The 15,519-nt window shown below is 66.0% G+C and carries 13 protein-coding genes; 5 read left to right on the forward strand and 8 right to left on the reverse strand.

Translation table 11 applies throughout. The features are described from left to right. Nucleotides 1-121: 121 nt before the first annotated feature. From D5125_06550 to mamC, 6 genes are all read right to left on the reverse strand, one after another. On the reverse strand, nucleotides 122-2,101 hold the full coding sequence (locus tag D5125_06550) for a transglutaminase domain-containing protein (GenBank protein ID QFY89168.1): 1,980 nt from the start codon (nucleotides 2,099-2,101) through the stop codon (nucleotides 122-124). A 1-nt stretch (nucleotide 2,102) separates the two neighbouring features. Further along, the gene (locus tag D5125_06555; protein QFY89169.1) at nucleotides 2,103-3,488 is read right to left on the reverse strand and encodes a DUF58 domain-containing protein; all 1,386 of its coding nucleotides are present in this window, start codon (nucleotides 3,486-3,488) and stop codon (nucleotides 2,103-2,105) included. Between the two features lie 448 nt (nucleotides 3,489-3,936). Continuing rightward, the gene (locus tag D5125_06560) at nucleotides 3,937-4,323 is read right to left on the reverse strand and encodes a hypothetical protein (GenBank protein QFY89170.1); all 387 of its coding nucleotides are present in this window, start codon (nucleotides 4,321-4,323) and stop codon (nucleotides 3,937-3,939) included. 96 nt (nucleotides 4,324-4,419) lie between these two features. Next, a complete protein-coding gene (locus tag D5125_06565) occupies nucleotides 4,420-5,178 on the reverse strand; it encodes a PDZ domain-containing protein (protein ID QFY89171.1) in 759 nt (252 codons plus the stop codon). Continuing rightward, nucleotides 5,175-7,112 carry a TSUP family transporter gene (locus D5125_06570; protein QFY89172.1) on the reverse strand — a complete coding sequence of 646 codons (1,938 nt, stop codon included), beginning with the start codon at nucleotides 7,110-7,112 and terminating at the stop codon, nucleotides 5,175-5,177. Before D5125_06570 ends, D5125_06565 begins: the two co-directional genes overlap by 4 nt. A 197-nt stretch (nucleotides 7,113-7,309) precedes the next feature. Then, entirely contained in the window at nucleotides 7,310-7,660 is a 351-nt protein-coding gene (gene mamC, locus D5125_06575) for a magnetosome protein MamC (protein QFY89173.2), read from the reverse strand. Between the two features lie 323 nt (nucleotides 7,661-7,983). On the opposite strand from mamC, the gene D5125_06580 reads away from it, so the two are divergent. From D5125_06580 to D5125_06590, 3 genes are all read left to right on the forward strand, one after another. Further along, nucleotides 7,984-8,223, forward strand: a complete 240-nt coding sequence (locus tag D5125_06580) for a hypothetical protein (GenBank protein QFY89174.1) — start codon at nucleotides 7,984-7,986, stop codon at nucleotides 8,221-8,223. A 289-nt stretch (nucleotides 8,224-8,512) separates the two neighbouring features. Then, nucleotides 8,513-9,448: a hypothetical protein gene (locus D5125_16955; protein ID QPB72219.1), complete on the forward strand. Its 936-nt coding sequence runs from the start codon at nucleotides 8,513-8,515 to the stop codon at nucleotides 9,446-9,448. Nucleotides 9,449-9,565: 117 nt separating this feature from the next. Next, nucleotides 9,566-9,748, forward strand: coding sequence for a hypothetical protein (locus tag D5125_06590; GenBank protein ID QFY89175.1), 183 nt, complete (start codon nucleotides 9,566-9,568; stop codon nucleotides 9,746-9,748). Nucleotides 9,749-9,781: 33 nt separating this feature from the next. Here the strand turns inward: D5125_06590 and D5125_06595 are convergent, their stop codons facing one another. Further along, entirely contained in the window at nucleotides 9,782-10,873 is a 1,092-nt protein-coding gene (locus D5125_06595; GenBank protein QFY89176.1) for an ATP-binding cassette domain-containing protein, read from the reverse strand. A gap of 263 nt (nucleotides 10,874-11,136) precedes the next feature. Beyond that, nucleotides 11,137-12,648 (reverse strand): hypothetical protein, encoded by a 1,512-nt coding sequence (locus D5125_06600; GenBank protein QFY89177.1) that lies wholly within the window; start codon nucleotides 12,646-12,648, stop codon nucleotides 11,137-11,139. A gap of 280 nt (nucleotides 12,649-12,928) precedes the next feature. On the opposite strand from D5125_06600, the gene aroB reads away from it, so the two are divergent. Together aroB and D5125_06610 are read left to right on the forward strand one after the other, a co-directional pair. Beyond that, on the forward strand, nucleotides 12,929-14,026 hold the full coding sequence (gene aroB / locus D5125_06605; protein QFY89178.1) for a 3-dehydroquinate synthase: 1,098 nt from the start codon (nucleotides 12,929-12,931) through the stop codon (nucleotides 14,024-14,026). A 79-nt stretch (nucleotides 14,027-14,105) separates the two neighbouring features. Next, nucleotides 14,106-15,473, forward strand: coding sequence for an SPOR domain-containing protein (locus D5125_06610; GenBank protein QFY89179.1), 1,368 nt, complete (start codon nucleotides 14,106-14,108; stop codon nucleotides 15,471-15,473). The last annotated feature ends 46 nt before the right edge of the window (nucleotides 15,474-15,519 follow it).

Genomic DNA, 15,519 nt, shown 5'->3' on the forward strand with positions numbered 1-15,519 from the left:
CCGTTCCGTGTCTCCGCAGCGCGGAGGGCCTGCATTCCCACGCAGCGCGTGGAACCGAGAAAAAACCCTTTTAACTCTTTGCGGCCTTTGCGATCCGGTTTTTGCTTTCGGATTCGGCGCTTCAGCTTCCGCGACCGGCTGGTAGATGGCGCTGCGCCTGCTGCAACAGCTCAGCCAGGCGCTGTTGTTCCGCTTCGGCCAATCCAACCAGGCCGTAGCGCTGGCGGTAGTGCAGGCGCAGGGGCTCGTGCAGGACCTCGATCAGGGGGCCAAGCCCAGGTTCCTGGCGCAAACGCCCCAGCCAGCGGCCGTAGGTCTCCCAGGGCTGGCGCGGGTAGCCTGCCGCGTCCAACTGGCGCTCGATCTGCGCCCAGGGTCCGCTGGCCTGGGGTTGTCCACCCCCCTTGCCTGGCTGCACATAGGCCCGACCCAGCCTGAGCCTGTAGGCCAGGGCCAGGAACAACAGCCCGAGCAGGCCCCACAGCCAGGGGTTCTGCCCCTGCCCCCTGGGCTGTTCCTGCCACAGGCCGAGGCGATAGCGCAGCTCGGAAAGGGCATCCAGCAGGGGCCGCCAGAAGGGGCGGGCATCGGCCTCCTGCCCGGCCCAGATCGCCGGGGTGGTGTCCAGATTCCACCAACGGCCCCGATGCCAGTAGAGGGTCCAGGCGTGGCCGTGGCTGTGGCGCACCAGATAATGGCCCGACCCGTCTTGCTCCTGCACCGAGTAACCCACCGCATAGCGGGCCGGGATACCGGCCTGGCGCAGCAGCAGGACGCTGGCACTGGCGAAGTATTCGCAGTGCCCCTGTTTTAGCTGGCGCAGAAAATGGCCGATGGCGGTCTGCCCGGCCACCCGGCCTGGCAGCTTGAGGCTATAGCGAAAATTCTGCCGGAAATAGGCCGCCAACCGCTCGATGCGTCCGCTCGGCGGCAGATCGGCCAGGCCCAGCCGCTCTACCAGGCCAGCCAGCAGGGGCTGCTCGGCCGGGGGTACGCGCAGATCGGCCTCGCCCGGTGGGGCATCGGTGGTCTCACCCTGATCCCGGTAGCTGAGGCGATAGCGCAGCCAGCGCGGGCCATCACGGGTCCGTATTGCCCCCAGGGGGTGGCGCTCCAGGCCAGCCACCGGTAGCCAGTCCAGCCGCCAGGTGCCCAGCGGCAGGGGCAGGATGCTCTGCTCGGCGGCGCGGCGGCCGCCGATCCACAGCTGGCGGTCGGCCGAACTATCGCCCGCGCCCCACTGCCAGCTCTGCGGGCCGCTGGCAGTCAGGGGGGCAAAGCCCTGCTGCCGGGTCAGCCAGATGCCATCCACATAACGGTCATAGCTGGCGCTGCGCAGCAGCAGGGGTCGGCGCAGGGGCGGCTCGGCCTCTATTCGATAGAGGATACGATCGGACAGCTGCAGCCGACCCAAATCGCCTAGGGCGGTGGTGCTGCGAAAGGGGTCGCTGTCGCTGGCAAACCAGCCGCTGAGTAGCTCCACCGCCAGCTCGCCCAGCCTGCCCTGCACCTCGCGCAGACCGGCCTGGGTGAGCAGCCCCGCCGCCAGGGCCAGGCTCATCAGCAGCACCCAGGGGGCCAGCGGCCTGCGCGGCCTCTGCCACCAGAGCAGCCAGGCGATGACCAGAAACAAGCCGAGGAAATACAGCTGGGGCTGCTGGCTGTCCTGGCCGGCGGCCAGCAGCACCGCCGCCAGATAGATGGGCACCAGGTCGATGGTCCGGTCGGCGGCCGGGTCGCGGCTGCGTCGTTGGGAATAGAACAGGGCACGGCGGGTGATGCCGCTACGGCCACTCAACAGCTGGGCCAGCAACAGCGGCAGCAGCACCAGCGGCGACCAGTGCAGCAGGGCAAACAGCCCCAGCGCCAAGGGGCCATGGCTGAGGTGAAACAGCACCAGCGCCAGCATCGCCAAGGCGGTGAGATCGGCCAGGCGCAACAGGCTGGTATCGCCCAAGGCCCAGCGCCTGGGGGTGCGCTGCGCCCATTCCAGCAGCAGGGCAAGCAGCCCGCCCAGCAGCCAGCGGCCGGACTGCCAGCCCCACAACAGCAGGGGCAGGCCGAACAGCAGCGGCGCTGGCTTGGGTCTGAGGTCGGCCAAGTTAGGGTCTCCCCTGAGTGGCTGTATTCAAACGGCCCAAATCTTCCGCCAGATGATGTGGCCGAATCCAGTGCAGGCGCAGCCCGGCTGGGGGCGGCCGGGCCTGATCCTGGGCCGGGTCCGGCTGTGCCTGAGCCATCACCAGCACCTCCAGGGGCAGGCCGCTGGCCTGGAGGCCGGCCACCAGGGCCTGACGGGGTTCATCCCAGGCCAGCAGCAGCAAGACCAGGGCGCTGAGGCGATCCCGCTGGGCCAGCAATTGGCCCTGCAGCAGGCCCAAATCACCCGTCTCACTGGCCTGGACCGAGGCCAGCAGCTCCAGCAACTGGGCGCTGCCGGCCAGGCCCCGACCGGCGGTGAGCGGCTCGCCCTGAGCGCTGAAAAAGATCAGATCGAGCAGGCTGTCGCGGCCCTGCATGGCCTCGCAGAGGGATGCGGCGACGCTCAGCGACGCCTCAAAGCGGGGGTCGCCCGGCCAGCTGAGGTTGTCCAGCAGCAAGGCCTGGCGGTTGAAGTATTCGTCCTGGAACTCACGCACCTGGGGCTTGCCGGAACGGGCCCAGCTGGGCCAATGGATGGCTCGGGGCGAATCCCCCGGCCGGTAGTCACGCAGGCCGATGAACTCCTGGGAGTCGCCCACCTTGGCCGCCAGGCCCCAGCCGCCCGGTTGAAAACAACGCCGCCCGGGCAGGGCCAGGGGGGCCAGGGGATAGCGCCTGGGCAGCACCAGCAGGCTGGCCGGGGCCGGAAAGAAAACCCGGCTGCGAAACAGGCCCAGGGGGTCGGGCCGGGTCAGCACCAGGCCGCTCAGGCACAGGCGGCCACGGCGGCGGGGCCGCAGGCACAGGTTCAGACGCAATTGGCCCTGCTCCAGCGGCCCGCGCAGGGGCACGGCCTCAGGCCAGTCGGCCCAGCGGTTGGCGCGGTGCAGCCGTCGCCAACGCGGATAGCCCATGAGCCGGTCAAAGGCGCTGTCGCTGGCCGATTCGGCATCGGGTCGGCGAAACTGGGCCAGGCTGGGACGGGGGTCGGGCAGTTGTTCTTCGATAAAACAGCCCCGCAGCCAGCGCCGTTGCTCAGACCTGATCAGCAGGGGGTAGCTCAGGGGCTGGTCCAGGGTGGCGTAGCGCGGCAGCCTGCGTTGCAGCCCAAGGCGCAGGCGTAACCGGCGCTGCATGAGCAGGGCGCTGAGGCTGGAAAACAGCAAAAGCCCCAGGCCCAGGGCAAAGGCCTGATGCAACAGGTTCATGCGCGTATCCACGCCGAACACGCCGGCGGCCAGGGTAAAGCCCATGACCAGACGCCCCAGCGCGGTCGGCCGGGTGTGCATGAAACCCTGCCAGCGATCGAGCAGGCACAGGCTGCGGTAGATGAATGGTTTGAGCATGGGGCTTCAAGGACCAAGCCCTGCAATGGCCTCTGGCAAGAAAAGGGATTTGGCCGCAGAGCCACAGAGCGCACAGAGAAAAATCCTTACTACATTAACCACTTGCTCCACCCCAAGCGGGTCATTTATTAGCGCCCCAATTAGGGTAGGCCCAGTGGGAGCGGCCTTGCCTGCGATTCAAAAAACGCCCGAAGGCTCATTCCTTCAAACTTCACCCTTCAAATTTCTCACTTTTTACCTGATTAGCCACCAATCTCAGCCCATCGAATAGGGCGGCCCGTGGCCGCCGCGCAACCACTAGGGGCAGGCTTCATAGCTGTGGCTTGGCGGCGGGCGCGGCCCGCCCTATGCCGCTGCCTGAAGACAGAGGACGGAAGACAGAATTTTGTGTCGCTTCGCGACAGATGAATTAAGCCTGGTACGAAACACATCTGTCCTCTGACCTCTGTCATCTGACCTCTGTCATCTGCCCCCCGTCTTCTGACCTCTGACCTCTGTCTTCTGTCATCTGTCCTTCGCAGCCGGTGTCGCAATCGGCGCAATCCTGTTTGGCACTCAGTTCGCGGGCCTTGTTGACCCCCTTTTTCACCCATTCGGCACCGTCCTGGGCGGCATACTGCACCCCTTTGAGGCTGTAGCCGCCGAAGGCGCTGACCGGGGCCAGGCCGTATTTGATGGCATTGAGCAGGCCGCTGCCGAGTTCCTCCACCGGGATGGCGATCTGCTCTGCTGGCTGCTCTGCACTATCAGGCAAATGGCGACCGACGTGGCGCTGCCAGAGGTCGCTGGCCATGCCCAGGGGGTTCTTCCAGGGGTTGCTGGTCTCTTCGTTCATTGGCTTCTCCAAAGGGGTTGATAGGAAAATCTGGGGGCTTGCGCGGCCAGCGGTCGGTTGCGCCTGGGCCCGGGATTTGCCGCCTCTGCCCAGGGGCTAAGGCAGCAGCTTATGGCAGGCCAGGCAGGGCCCGCGATCACCGTGGGGCGAGCGATTCTTGTCCACGTCCGCCGCCTTTATCCGCGGCGGCGGCAGGGTGATCAGGTCCGGGTCGGGCATGGTGAAGCGGCCATCTCCCAGGCTGTGGCACTTGGTGCAGGGGCCACGGTCCGGGTGCGGCCTGGGCTCGCCGGGCAGGATCATGGGGGCCGATTCCATCTGCGCAAAGCCCAGCTCACCCTGGGCGCGCAGTACGAACACCATCTGGTTCATGATGTAGCGGTCGCCGTTCTGGGCGTCGGATTTGCGCAGTATCTTGATCGGCGCATGGTTGCGCAGGCGCATACGATAGGACTCCCGCTTGAAGCCTTCCAGGTCGGTCACCGGGTTGCCGTCGATGGCGACGATGACATCGCCGCCGAGCATCCCGGAGAGGGCGGCGTTGAGGGTCACCTCGTTGATGATGACGCCGCGCAGGCCCATGGGGTATCTGAGCTTTTGCCGCAGTTCGGCATCCAGCAGCATCACGTCCATGCCCTGCCAGTGGCCCTCGTACAGGGCAATGTCCCGCGCCATGAAGATGCCCGAGTTGGGCGGAGCGATGTTCTCAACCTGGCTGCCCCGATGGCCGACCAGGCCGTTCATGGAGGGCCTGGCGGGGGTGGCATTTTCCGCTTCACCGGGGTTGGCGCTCGGCCCGCCGCCGAGCAGGGCAAGGGCCAGGCCGACCAGGCATGGGGTGGCTCGGGCATTCATTGGTTGAAGAACATGGCCAGGGCGATGAACAGCATGACCAGGGCGAACAGAGAGCGTTTCAGCCGTGGATCCAGGTTCTGCAAGAACTTGGCCCCCAGCAGGGCACCGGCGAAGATGGCCGGGATCAGCACCATGGCCAGGGTCAGCGGGGTCTGCCAGGCAAAGGCCCCGACCAGGCTGCCGTAGAAGAAGGACACCAGGGCGGCGGTGAAGGAGGCAACGATCACCATGACCACCGTATTGGCCAGGGCGTTGGCCGAGGCGATACCGGCCAGGCGGCGCTGGTAGAAGGCCTCGGTCACCCCGCCGCCTATGCCCAGGATGCCAGTCAGCAGGCCCACCGGGGTACCCATGGTGATGTTTTCCAGCAGCAGTTTGTTCGGGTCTGGGCGGCGCTCGGCCTGCAGGCCTACCCGTTCCACAAACTGGCTGATTTCTTCATCCCTGTTGGATGGGGCGGCCTCTACCACCGGGGCCAGGGGGGCGGGCCTGGGACCGAATACCTCATACAGGGCGATGGCCGCCATGGCCAGGGCATAGAGGCCCAGCAGGTAGCCCACCAGGTGGTCGTGCAGGTTGTGGCCGATGAAGAAGCCGAGGATCACGCCGAAGATGATCCAGGGGATCAGCCCCAGCACCCGACCACGCATCACCAGGCCCTTGTTGAACAGATGCCGCGCCTGGATGCCGTAGGTGACCAGGTTGGTGAGGTAGATCACCGGCCGGATCAGGTAGAGGCCATAGCCGAACAGCAGCATCATGGCGGTGACCACCAGGATGCTGCCACCCATGGGCATCAGGGAGCCGAGCAGGCCACCAAGCACGCCCAGAATGGCCAGGCCGAACATGGCATCCAGCTTGAAGCTGCCCAGGCTGAAACCGGTATCGTGCTCCAGATCGGACAGGGTGACCTTGTCACCGGCCTTGCCGATGTGGTCTATGGGCGGGCCCTGGGGCAGGCTGCCAGGGACTGTGGCTATACTCATGCCCTGCGCCGCCGACGGGGCCTGCGGCGCTGGTTGGGCCGGGCTGAATTGCTGGTGGGCGCTGCCCCACCAGGCGGCCGCCAGGCCCAGCCCGGATGACCTGGCCTGGCCCTGGACTGGCTTTGGGCTGGGCGGATCGAAGCTGACCACATCCTGGAAGTGGGAGCGGATGACATGAGCCGGCACCGTATAACCGGCCACCCCGCCATTGTTGGGCTGGTTGACCACTATGTTGATGCCCACCAGCTCGGCCTTGTCGTTGACCATGGGGCCGCCGCCCTGGGCTGGGGTGAAGGGCAGGTCCGTCTCGATCAGGTGGGTAAGCTGGCTGTTGCCCAGGTTCAGGGTCAGGCCGCGCCGCGCCATGGGGCCGGATTTGGCGATGATGGCTCCATTCAGGGTCTTGCCAAAGGCGGTCAGACGCGCCCCCGGCCTGAGCTGCTGGGTATCGGCCAGTTTCAGGTACCGGAATTTGTCGTTGGTGACCATCTTCAGCAGGGCCAGATCGTGCTGCCTGTGGGTCTTGATCAGCCGGGCCTCGTACTTCAGCGGCCCCTGGGAGCTGAACACCACCACGGCGATATCCCGCACCTGCTGCACCGAGTGGGCGGTGGTGAGGATGTAGCCCTCGGCATGGACTATGGCCCCGGAGGCCAGGGAGCGGCCCTGGGGGGCATTGTCGATGACGGTGACCACGGCATTGGCCACCAGACCCTGCTGACCCATGCCGGGCATCCCGGTGGCCACATTGACCATGCCCGCCATGCCGCCATCCACCGCGTTGATGGAGTAGTCGTGCAGGTCGTAGGACTCCAGGTAATGGGTGAGGATGTAAAAGGCCCAGAGGAAGGTGAAGGCAATCAGCAGCCCAAACACCACCGCCACCGGCTTCCAGCGTCTTTCGCAAAAGACGATGCTGTTGGGGGCTAGGGGATGATCCTTATGCATGGCTAGGGCTCATTGGCGTGGTCACGGGTACGGCTGGCGACAAGTCTCTGGTGAGCGTTACCGGCTGGATCTTGTTCTGGCCGGGAGGATAAGGCAAGAGCAAAAACCCAGATGCAAGATCCGGGCTTTGGGGTATTCACAGCTCCCAGGCCTCCCTGATTCAGCCAGGGTCCGAGCCAGGGACGCAAGGCCGTTGATCAATCAGCCAGGGCGCTGTCGATCTCGTCCATGTCGCGCTTGCTGAGCTGGGCATCGACCGCCTCCATGCCCCGATCCCAGGCGTACTTGGCACCGGCCGCAACCACCACCGCAGTGCCCAGGCTGAGGGCCAGGCTACTGCCCACGGCACCTGCCGCCACGGCGCTGACGACGGTGGCCAGACCGGCACCGGCGGTCTCCTTGGAGGTGTTGATCACCGCGTCCTTGGTACTGACCAGGCCGTCCTGATTGTCCTTGTAATTCTTTGCCGCCGCCGCAGCGCCGCCAACGATGGCACCAAACACGCCGATGCCGCTGGTCGATTGGGTCAGATATGCTGCCAGATTCATGGGTACAACCTCTATGCTAAATAAACTAAATTATGACTAAGCGTCCATTGCCTTTTCCAGCCCCGATGCGGGGCTGGTTCTGTGGCTTGATGCCACAGTTGTTTAAGGTCGGGCGCGATGGATTTGCCGGGCAGTATCTTTCGGAAGCCAAGCAGCTGTCAAATCGGCTTGATCCCGAGGCCGGATCCCGAGGCGGGTTGCCAAGTCTGGAGCCGGTGCTCGCGCCTTATTGCAAATAATTCGCAAAAACTGTTGACAGGGAAAAGTGACCTGACTAAGCTAAATGCGAAACGTTACTATTACCAAGCTAAGAGGTCTGCATCATGTCCCATTACCGCTGGATGAAACGCCGTCACCGCAACCATCGCCTGTCCTCCGTATTGGCGGCCTCACCGCTGGGCGCAGGGGCTGCGGTCAAGGGTGGCATGCTCGCCAAGGGTGCCCTGTTGGCCAAGCTGGGCGTGGGACTGGCCAGCTTCATGCCGGGCCTGGTGGTGGTGGCCGGCGGCGTGGCCCTGCACCAGAGCCTGGTACAGCGCGACCGCCCACTACGCAGCCTCTGATTGCAGCGAGTCTCGCGGCCCTCTACCTTTTCCCTGGGTAGAGGCCTGCGGCTTGCGCTTTCTCATGGCGCTCAGGCCCGTCCCTGGCGCAGAATGCTGCCTGGTTTCATTCAATCTGGATGCCCCGCATCCGGAGGTTTTTCCCTGCCCGTTGTTCCTGCCCGTTAAATTCTCTGCTACTATCCGAACCCATTAGCCCTGATTGCGTATTCCCCCTATCTGGCCGCCAACCCAAGGCCGAGGGAACCGCGCGGCGGGTTTCGGATTTTAACTCAACGTGGAGAAGCTTATGGCCGCAGAAATCGTAATGGCGCAGGTCGATGGCGCATCTCAGGTAACCCAGCTGCTCAGTGCCACCGGCAGCAAGACATTCACCCTGGGCAAGGTAAGCACGGTGGCCGGGGCGGGCAATCAGACCCTGCTCACCCTGACCCCTTCCGCTGGTGGATCGGCGGTAATGGTCAAGCTGGAAGGGGCGCGCCAGGCGGCGGAGCTGTCTGCCCTGGCGGGCAAGACCGTGGCCATCGGCAAGCCCTCCATGATGGCCGGTGGCGCTGCGGCCAACAACTGGCTGATCTTCAAGCCCGTGGGTGCCGGAGCCGCCAAGGCAGCGGCCGGTTCCACCACATTGCTCAAGCTTGAGGGTGCCCGCCAGGGGATGCAGGCGGCCAGTCTCAGCGGGCAGAAGTTCACCGTGGTACAGCCAATGATGGCGGGCAAGACCGCCGCAGGATCCACCCTCTATCTGCAACCCGCCGCCGGTGGCGACATGGTGGCGCTGAAGATGGCCAACGGCACGGCGGCCAGCAACCTGGTGGGCAAGAGCGTGGTGGTGGGCAAGGCCCCGGTGATCGCCGGTGGCAATACCAGCACCTGGCTGGCGCTCAAACCCGCCGCCGCGACCGGGGCCAAGACCGCAGGCGCTGCCACGGCCAAATCCGCCGCTGCCGCCAGCACGGCCCCGGCGGCCCTCAAGATGCAGACCGTGGCCATGACCACGACCACCCCGGCCGCCGCCGCAGCGGGCAAAACCGCAGCGGCCGGTACTGCGGCCAAGTCGGTGGCCACCGGCGGTACCATCTGGAAGGGAACCGGCCTGAGCCTGGGGCTGGGCATGGGCCTGGGCGTCTGGGGCCCGGTGATCCTGGCCGGCGTTGGTGCCAGCGCCGCCTACGGCTACTGGCGCAGCCGCCGCAACAGCGGCAGCGAAGAGGTGGCCGTATAGGCCAGACCGGGTTTAGCACAGCCACGCAAGATCCAGGGGCGACCGTTAGGTCGCCCTTTTTTTTGCGTACCTTGGCAACCTTTCTTGCATCCGACAGATCCCTAGAATATCCCACCCATGAACTGGTCCGAGATCAACTGGAGGCCCCTGCTCTGGCTTTTGCTGCTGCTGGTGGTGGTCAAATTTATTGGCCTGTGCCGTGCCGTGCCCGTGTTTCAGGAGATCAACCAGCAGATTGACCGCAGCGCCGATGGTGCCCCCCAGGCCCCAGAACCCGCTCCCCTGCGGCAACGCCCCTGAATTGCCCCCCTGAATCCTCCCCTGAGGCCCGACTCAGCCAATGCTGTAGGCCCGCCCCAGGTCCACCGGCTCTTCCTTGTCCGGGCGGAATACCATCAGGTGCGGCATATCCACCCGGAAGCAGAATTTCTTGCCCAGGGCCAGGTCGATCTGGCTGGGGGCGGTGACCGGGATCACCGAGCCCTCCTCCAGCAGCAATCGATAGTCGATATACCCGCCCAGAAAGCGCTTGCTGGTGATGGTGGCGCACCTCAGGCCGCGCTTTTCAAAGCGCACATGCTCTGGCCGCAGCAGGAACTCGATCGGCCTGCCGGTACGAATCCAGTCGTTGTCCTGGCTGAACCTCAGGCCGCCCAATTCTGAACTCAGGCTGTTGTCCGGCTGGACGAAACCCTGCAGAAACACGCCGTTACCCGTTGCCCGGGCCACATCCCGCTGAGCCGGACAGTGATACAGCCGCTCCGGGCTATCCCATTGCAGCAGGCGCTCGTCGTCGCACACCCCCAGGCGCTGGGCCAGGGCCATACCGGCGCGGACATTGGCGGTGGTGATCAGGCAGGTCAGCCGCCGCGCCTGGAGGATCTGCTCGATCTCATCCACCAGCGCCATCTGCTCGCCCTCGGGGTAAGGCGCGAAGGGCTCCTGCCACAGCAGCAGTTGCGGCTGGGCCACCAGGGCCCGCGCCAGCGCGGTGCGTTGCCGCTCCTCGGCAGGCAGGTGGTCAGCCAGCAGATCGGCGGCATGGAGCAGGTCCACCTCGTCCAGCAGTTGATCCAGCTGTTCCTGGCGCTGGCGCTTGTTCAGCCCACGCATGACCAGCTGGATGTTCTGCGCCACGCTCAAATGGGGCACCAGGGCCCCATCGGCCGGCACCAGGCGACAATTACGCCCCACGCTGGAGATACCCGTCCCGCCACCGGCAATCGGATCCCCGGCGAGCACTATCCTGCCCGCATCCAGGCCGACCTGGCCCTGGATGGCGCGCAACAGGGTGTCGGCAATGGGCCGCCCCAGGGCCAGGATGACCCCGATCTCGCCCTCCTTCAGGCGCAGGGAAAGGGGTTTGCGGATGGGCCATTCGGCATCCGAGCAGCGGATATTTTCGACTTTGAGCAGATCGGCCATGTTACAGACTCACTTTAATTATCCTGACCCGGCGAAGCCGGAACTCGACAGGACGCAGAGGACGCAAAGAAGCGCGGAGGGCGCAGAGTGGTAAAGGTATTCCTGATTGCCCCTGTATCTCGGCCTTATCTCGGCTTGGCTGGCCGTGCACATCCTGGGCTGGGAGGCCGACTTTGTCGTGCGGCATAGGGCGGGCCGCGCCCGCCGCCAAGCCACAGCCATGATGCCTGCCCCTAGTGGTTGCTCGGCGGCCACGGGCCGCCCTATTCCATTGGCTGAGATTTGTGGGTAATCAGGTCTCTGTATGCCTGGCTCTGTCTCCCTGCCTCGCCCGCTGCCCGTCCAAGGGCATGGGGATGGCGGTAGAACTGGCGCTGGTGCAGCACCACCAGGGGTAGGCCGAGCAGCCCCGGCAGCAGCAACAGCAGGGCCGGCAGGGCCACCTGGGCAGGCTGCTGCAATGCCGCCGGGTAAAAACTCAGGGCCAGGGTCTGCCAGTCCTCGGGCAGCAGCAGATAGCTCAGCTGTAGCTCGCGCAGGCCAAGCAAAAAGACCAACAGCAGCCCCGGCAGCCAGCGGCGCAATAGATAGGGGCGAAACGGCAACAGGCCGCGCCACAGGGGCAGGGCGCAGGCCCGGCTCAGGGCATAGGCCTGGCTGCGGATGTACCACAGGGCCGGTTGCTGGGTCATCGCCAGGGTCAGGCCCGGCCCCAGGCCGATCAGCCAGGCGGCCAACGCCAGCGCCCCCAACCCCATGCCGGGCAGGGCGGGCAGCGCTTGTAGCAGGGCGGCCAGCAGCAGGCCGGGCACCAGCACGGGTCCGTGGCGCAGCAGTTCGGCCAGCACCCCGCCTGATGCTGCCCCAGGGCGCAGGCCAAGCAGCCGACCGAGCAGGCCGAAACCCAGCGCCAGGCCCGCCAGGATCAGGCTGTGCGACAAGCTGGCCGGGTCGAGCCGGGCCGCCCCCAGATGATCCAGATGGCTGAGGGCGGTCCACAGGGGGAGCATGATGGCGATGGCGACAGGGAAGAGTCCCAACCCCCAGAGCGCCAGCAATGCCCCGCTGCGGGAAGGCAAGCCGCCGCGCAGGGGATGCAGCCGCTGCGGCGGCGGGGCCGGGCCGCGCAGATGCCGCAGCAGCCAGGTCAGGGCCAGGCCCAGCAGCAGCAACAGGCCCAGATGGGGCAGGATCGGCCCCAGGCGGCCATGCCGCACCCAAAGCTGTACCGCCTGGGCGCTGAGGCTGTCCAGCCGCAGCAGGCGCTGGCTGGGGTAGTCGCTGAGCACCAGCAGCAGCACCAACAGCAGACCGGCAAACAGGGGATAGCGGGCCAGGGGCAGGCTGATGCGGCGCAGGTAGTCGGTCAGACTCAGATCGGTCATGCCCAGCACCTCGGTCATGGCCGGGCCCTGCTGGCGGGCTGCCAGCAGCAGGGGCAGATAGATCAGCGGGTAGAGGGTCAGGGCATAGACCAGAATGGCCTTGATCAGGGCCATGCCAGCGCCGCCGGGCAGGACATCGAGCAGGGGCTCGGCCGGGGCCAGGGGTGCCAGCTGCAACTCCAGCGCCCAGGCCAGCACCACCGGCGGCATCGCCAGCGGCAGCAAGGGCAGATGCTGCAACCAGCCCTTGCCGGCAAGACCCTGCATCAGCGCCAGCCAGGCCAGCGCGGCACCCAGCACTAAGGCACCCAGCCCGGCTCCCAACAGCAGCAACAGGCTGTTGATCAAGGCGGTGAACAGGTCACTGTGACTGGACAGGGTAGAAAACATAGATCAGCAGGGTGATGAAACGCCCAGGCATCTTAGCATCTAACGGACATGGAGCGGACGGCACCAACCCGGCACATGAAACAAGGCTTGGCCGCTTCGGGACTCGGGAGTTACTACGGCTGTTTCACAGTAAAGCACAGCAGTTAGCGCAATGGCTGGTGTCAATCCCGGATTCCGCTGCGCTGCATCCGGGCTACATCTCCCTCTGCCTTCTATCCTCCGTCCTCTGTCCTCTGTCTTCTGCAATGCTAAACTCTGCCTTTTCCTAGCGGATATCGCCATGGCCAGTCTCCAACACACCCTCAAGCTCGATCTTGCCGAACGCAGCTACCCCATCTACATCGGCAGGGGTCTGCTGGATGCCGATCTGTTGCGGCCGCACATCCCCGGCCAGCAGGTGCTGCTGGTGAGCAATGAAACCGTCGCCCCGCTCTATCTGCAGCGCCTGCAGGCCGGGCTTGAGGGGCTGCAGCTGGCCTGCTGCATCCTGCCCGATGGCGAGCAGTATAAGACCCTGGATAGCCTAAATCGGATCTTCGACAGCCTGCTGCAACAGCGCTTTGACCGGGGCTGCACCCTGATTGCCCTGGGCGGCGGCGTGGTCGGCGATATTACCGGCTTTGCCGCCGCCAGCTATCAGCGCGGGGTGCATTTCATCCAGGTTCCCACCACCCTGCTGGCCCAGGTGGATTCCTCGGTGGGCGGCAAGACCGGGGTCAACCACCCGCTGGGCAAGAACATGATCGGCGCCTTTTACCAGCCACGCTGCGTACTCATCGACACCGACAGCCTGAACACCCTGGATGACCGTCAGCTGCGCGCCGGTATCGCCGAGGTGATCAAGTACGGCCTGATCAACGACGCCGAGTTCTTCGCCTGGCTGGAGGCCCATTACGCCAAACTCCTTGCCCGTGAGCCGGAGGCCCTGGCCTTTGCCATCGAGCGCTCCTGCGCCGACAAGGCCGACGTGGTGGCGGCGGACGAGCGCGAATCCGGCCAGCGCGCCCTGCTCAACCTAGGCCACAGCTTCGGCCACGCCATTGAGACCGGCATGGGCTATGGCGAATGGCTGCACGGCGAGGCGGTGGCGGCGGGTATGTGCCTGGCGGCGCGGATGTCCGCCCGCATGGGCTGGCTGGACCGGTCCAGCCTGGCGCGGATCCTGGATTTGATCGAGCGCTGCGGCCTGCCCAGCCGGGCACCGCAACAGCTGGCCCCGGCGCGCATGACCGAGCTCATGGCGGTGGACAAAAAGGTACTCGCGGGCAAGCTGCGGCTGGTGCTGCTCAAGGGCATTGGTCAGGCGCTGGTAACCGGTGAGTTTGACACAGAGGCGCTCAGGGAAACCCTGGAACGTGGCGCGGACCGCTCCAATTAGGCCGCAGGCCGCCGGGTCCGCCGCAACCCGTACCCCGGCCGGGAAGGGGGGTGGCTCTCCTGCCAGGGGGCAGGCCCCGGTGGACTTCAACACCACCCACAAACTCAAGCAACTGCTGCTGTTGTTGCAACAGCACCCCGCCAACAGCCAGCGCATACCCCTGGTGCTGGGGCCGACTGCCTCGGGCAAGAGCGCCCTGATGCGCCAGCTCTGTCGCAAGACCCCCTCCCAGTGGCGGCTCAGCCAGGTACAGGGCTCGCCGGACATCAACGGCCTGGGGCTGATCCGGCAGCTGGCCCTGGACTGGATGCCGGAGCGCAGCGTGGGCAAGAAATCCGAGCTGATGCAGGGCCTGATCGAACTCAAGCAGCGCGGCCTGCTGCCGGTGGTGGCGGTGGACGATGCCGACCGCCTGCCCCAGGAGGCCCTGCGCCTGCTGCTGCAACTGCGCCGTGAGGCCGGTGCGGCGGGCTTTCACCCCATCCTGTTCGCCGCCAGCGACCAACTTACCGAGTTGCAGCGCATGGCCGCTGGCGACCCCTTGCAGCTACTCTATCTATCCCCCTGGACGGCGGAGGAGGTGGCCGCCCTGTACAAGCAGGAAAGGGGCAAGAACCCCAGCCTGGGCCAGCTCAATCGCCTGCTGGAGCGCAGCGCCGGTTGGCCGGGCCGGTTGCTGGAACTGCTCGATGACCCCTCGGCGCTGCACCCCTCCTGGTTCAACCTGAGCCTGGGGCTGATCCTCGGCCTGCTGGTCATTGTCGGCCTGTTCTTCGCCCGGCTGCCCGAGACCCAAGACCTGCTCGGTCGCCTGAACCTCACCTCAGACAGCACCCCCAGCCCCCTGGGTGAAGGCCTGACCCCAGGCCTGCCCGAGGGCCCAGGCCTGCCGGTGACCGACAATCCCGCCGAGCGCGCCGCCGCGTCAGGGCATAAGCCCCTGTCCGAACGCCAGGGGGCCGGACAACAGCCGGCCCCTGTTTTGCCGCCCCGACCCCGGCCCCAGCCAACACCCGAGCCCGAACCAGCGCCCGAATTAAGGCCCAGACCGCCATTGCCGCAAGGGTCGCCCAGGCCCGAGCGGGGTCCGCCAGAACAGCCCCAGCCACCGGTCAGGCCAGCGGCCCGCGCCCCCCAGGCACAGGCCCCCAACAAGGGCCTGCTGCAAGACAACGCCTGGCTGAAACGGCAACCGGCAGGGCTCTACAGCCTGCAACTGGGCCACTTCACCCGCCTGGCCGATCTGCGTGCCTTTGCCGCCCGCCACCAACTGGACAAAGACCAGCCCCTGGCCGTCATCAAGCAGGGCCAGGGCTATCTGCTCATCTACGGTCTCTACCCCGACCAACGCGCGGCAGCCCGCGCCCGCCTGCTGGTGCCCGAGGGCCTGCAACCGGAACGCATCACCGTCTGGCCGGTGCAACGCTTGCAGGAAGAGGCGAAGTAATACAGAGGACGGAGGACGGAAGACAGAGTGCTGAGGCGCTTTGCGC

It is taken from the genome of gamma proteobacterium SS-5, assembly GCA_009497875.2.
Classification (GTDB): domain Bacteria; phylum Pseudomonadota; class Gammaproteobacteria; order Chromatiales; family Chromatiaceae; genus Magnetovirga; species Magnetovirga frankeli.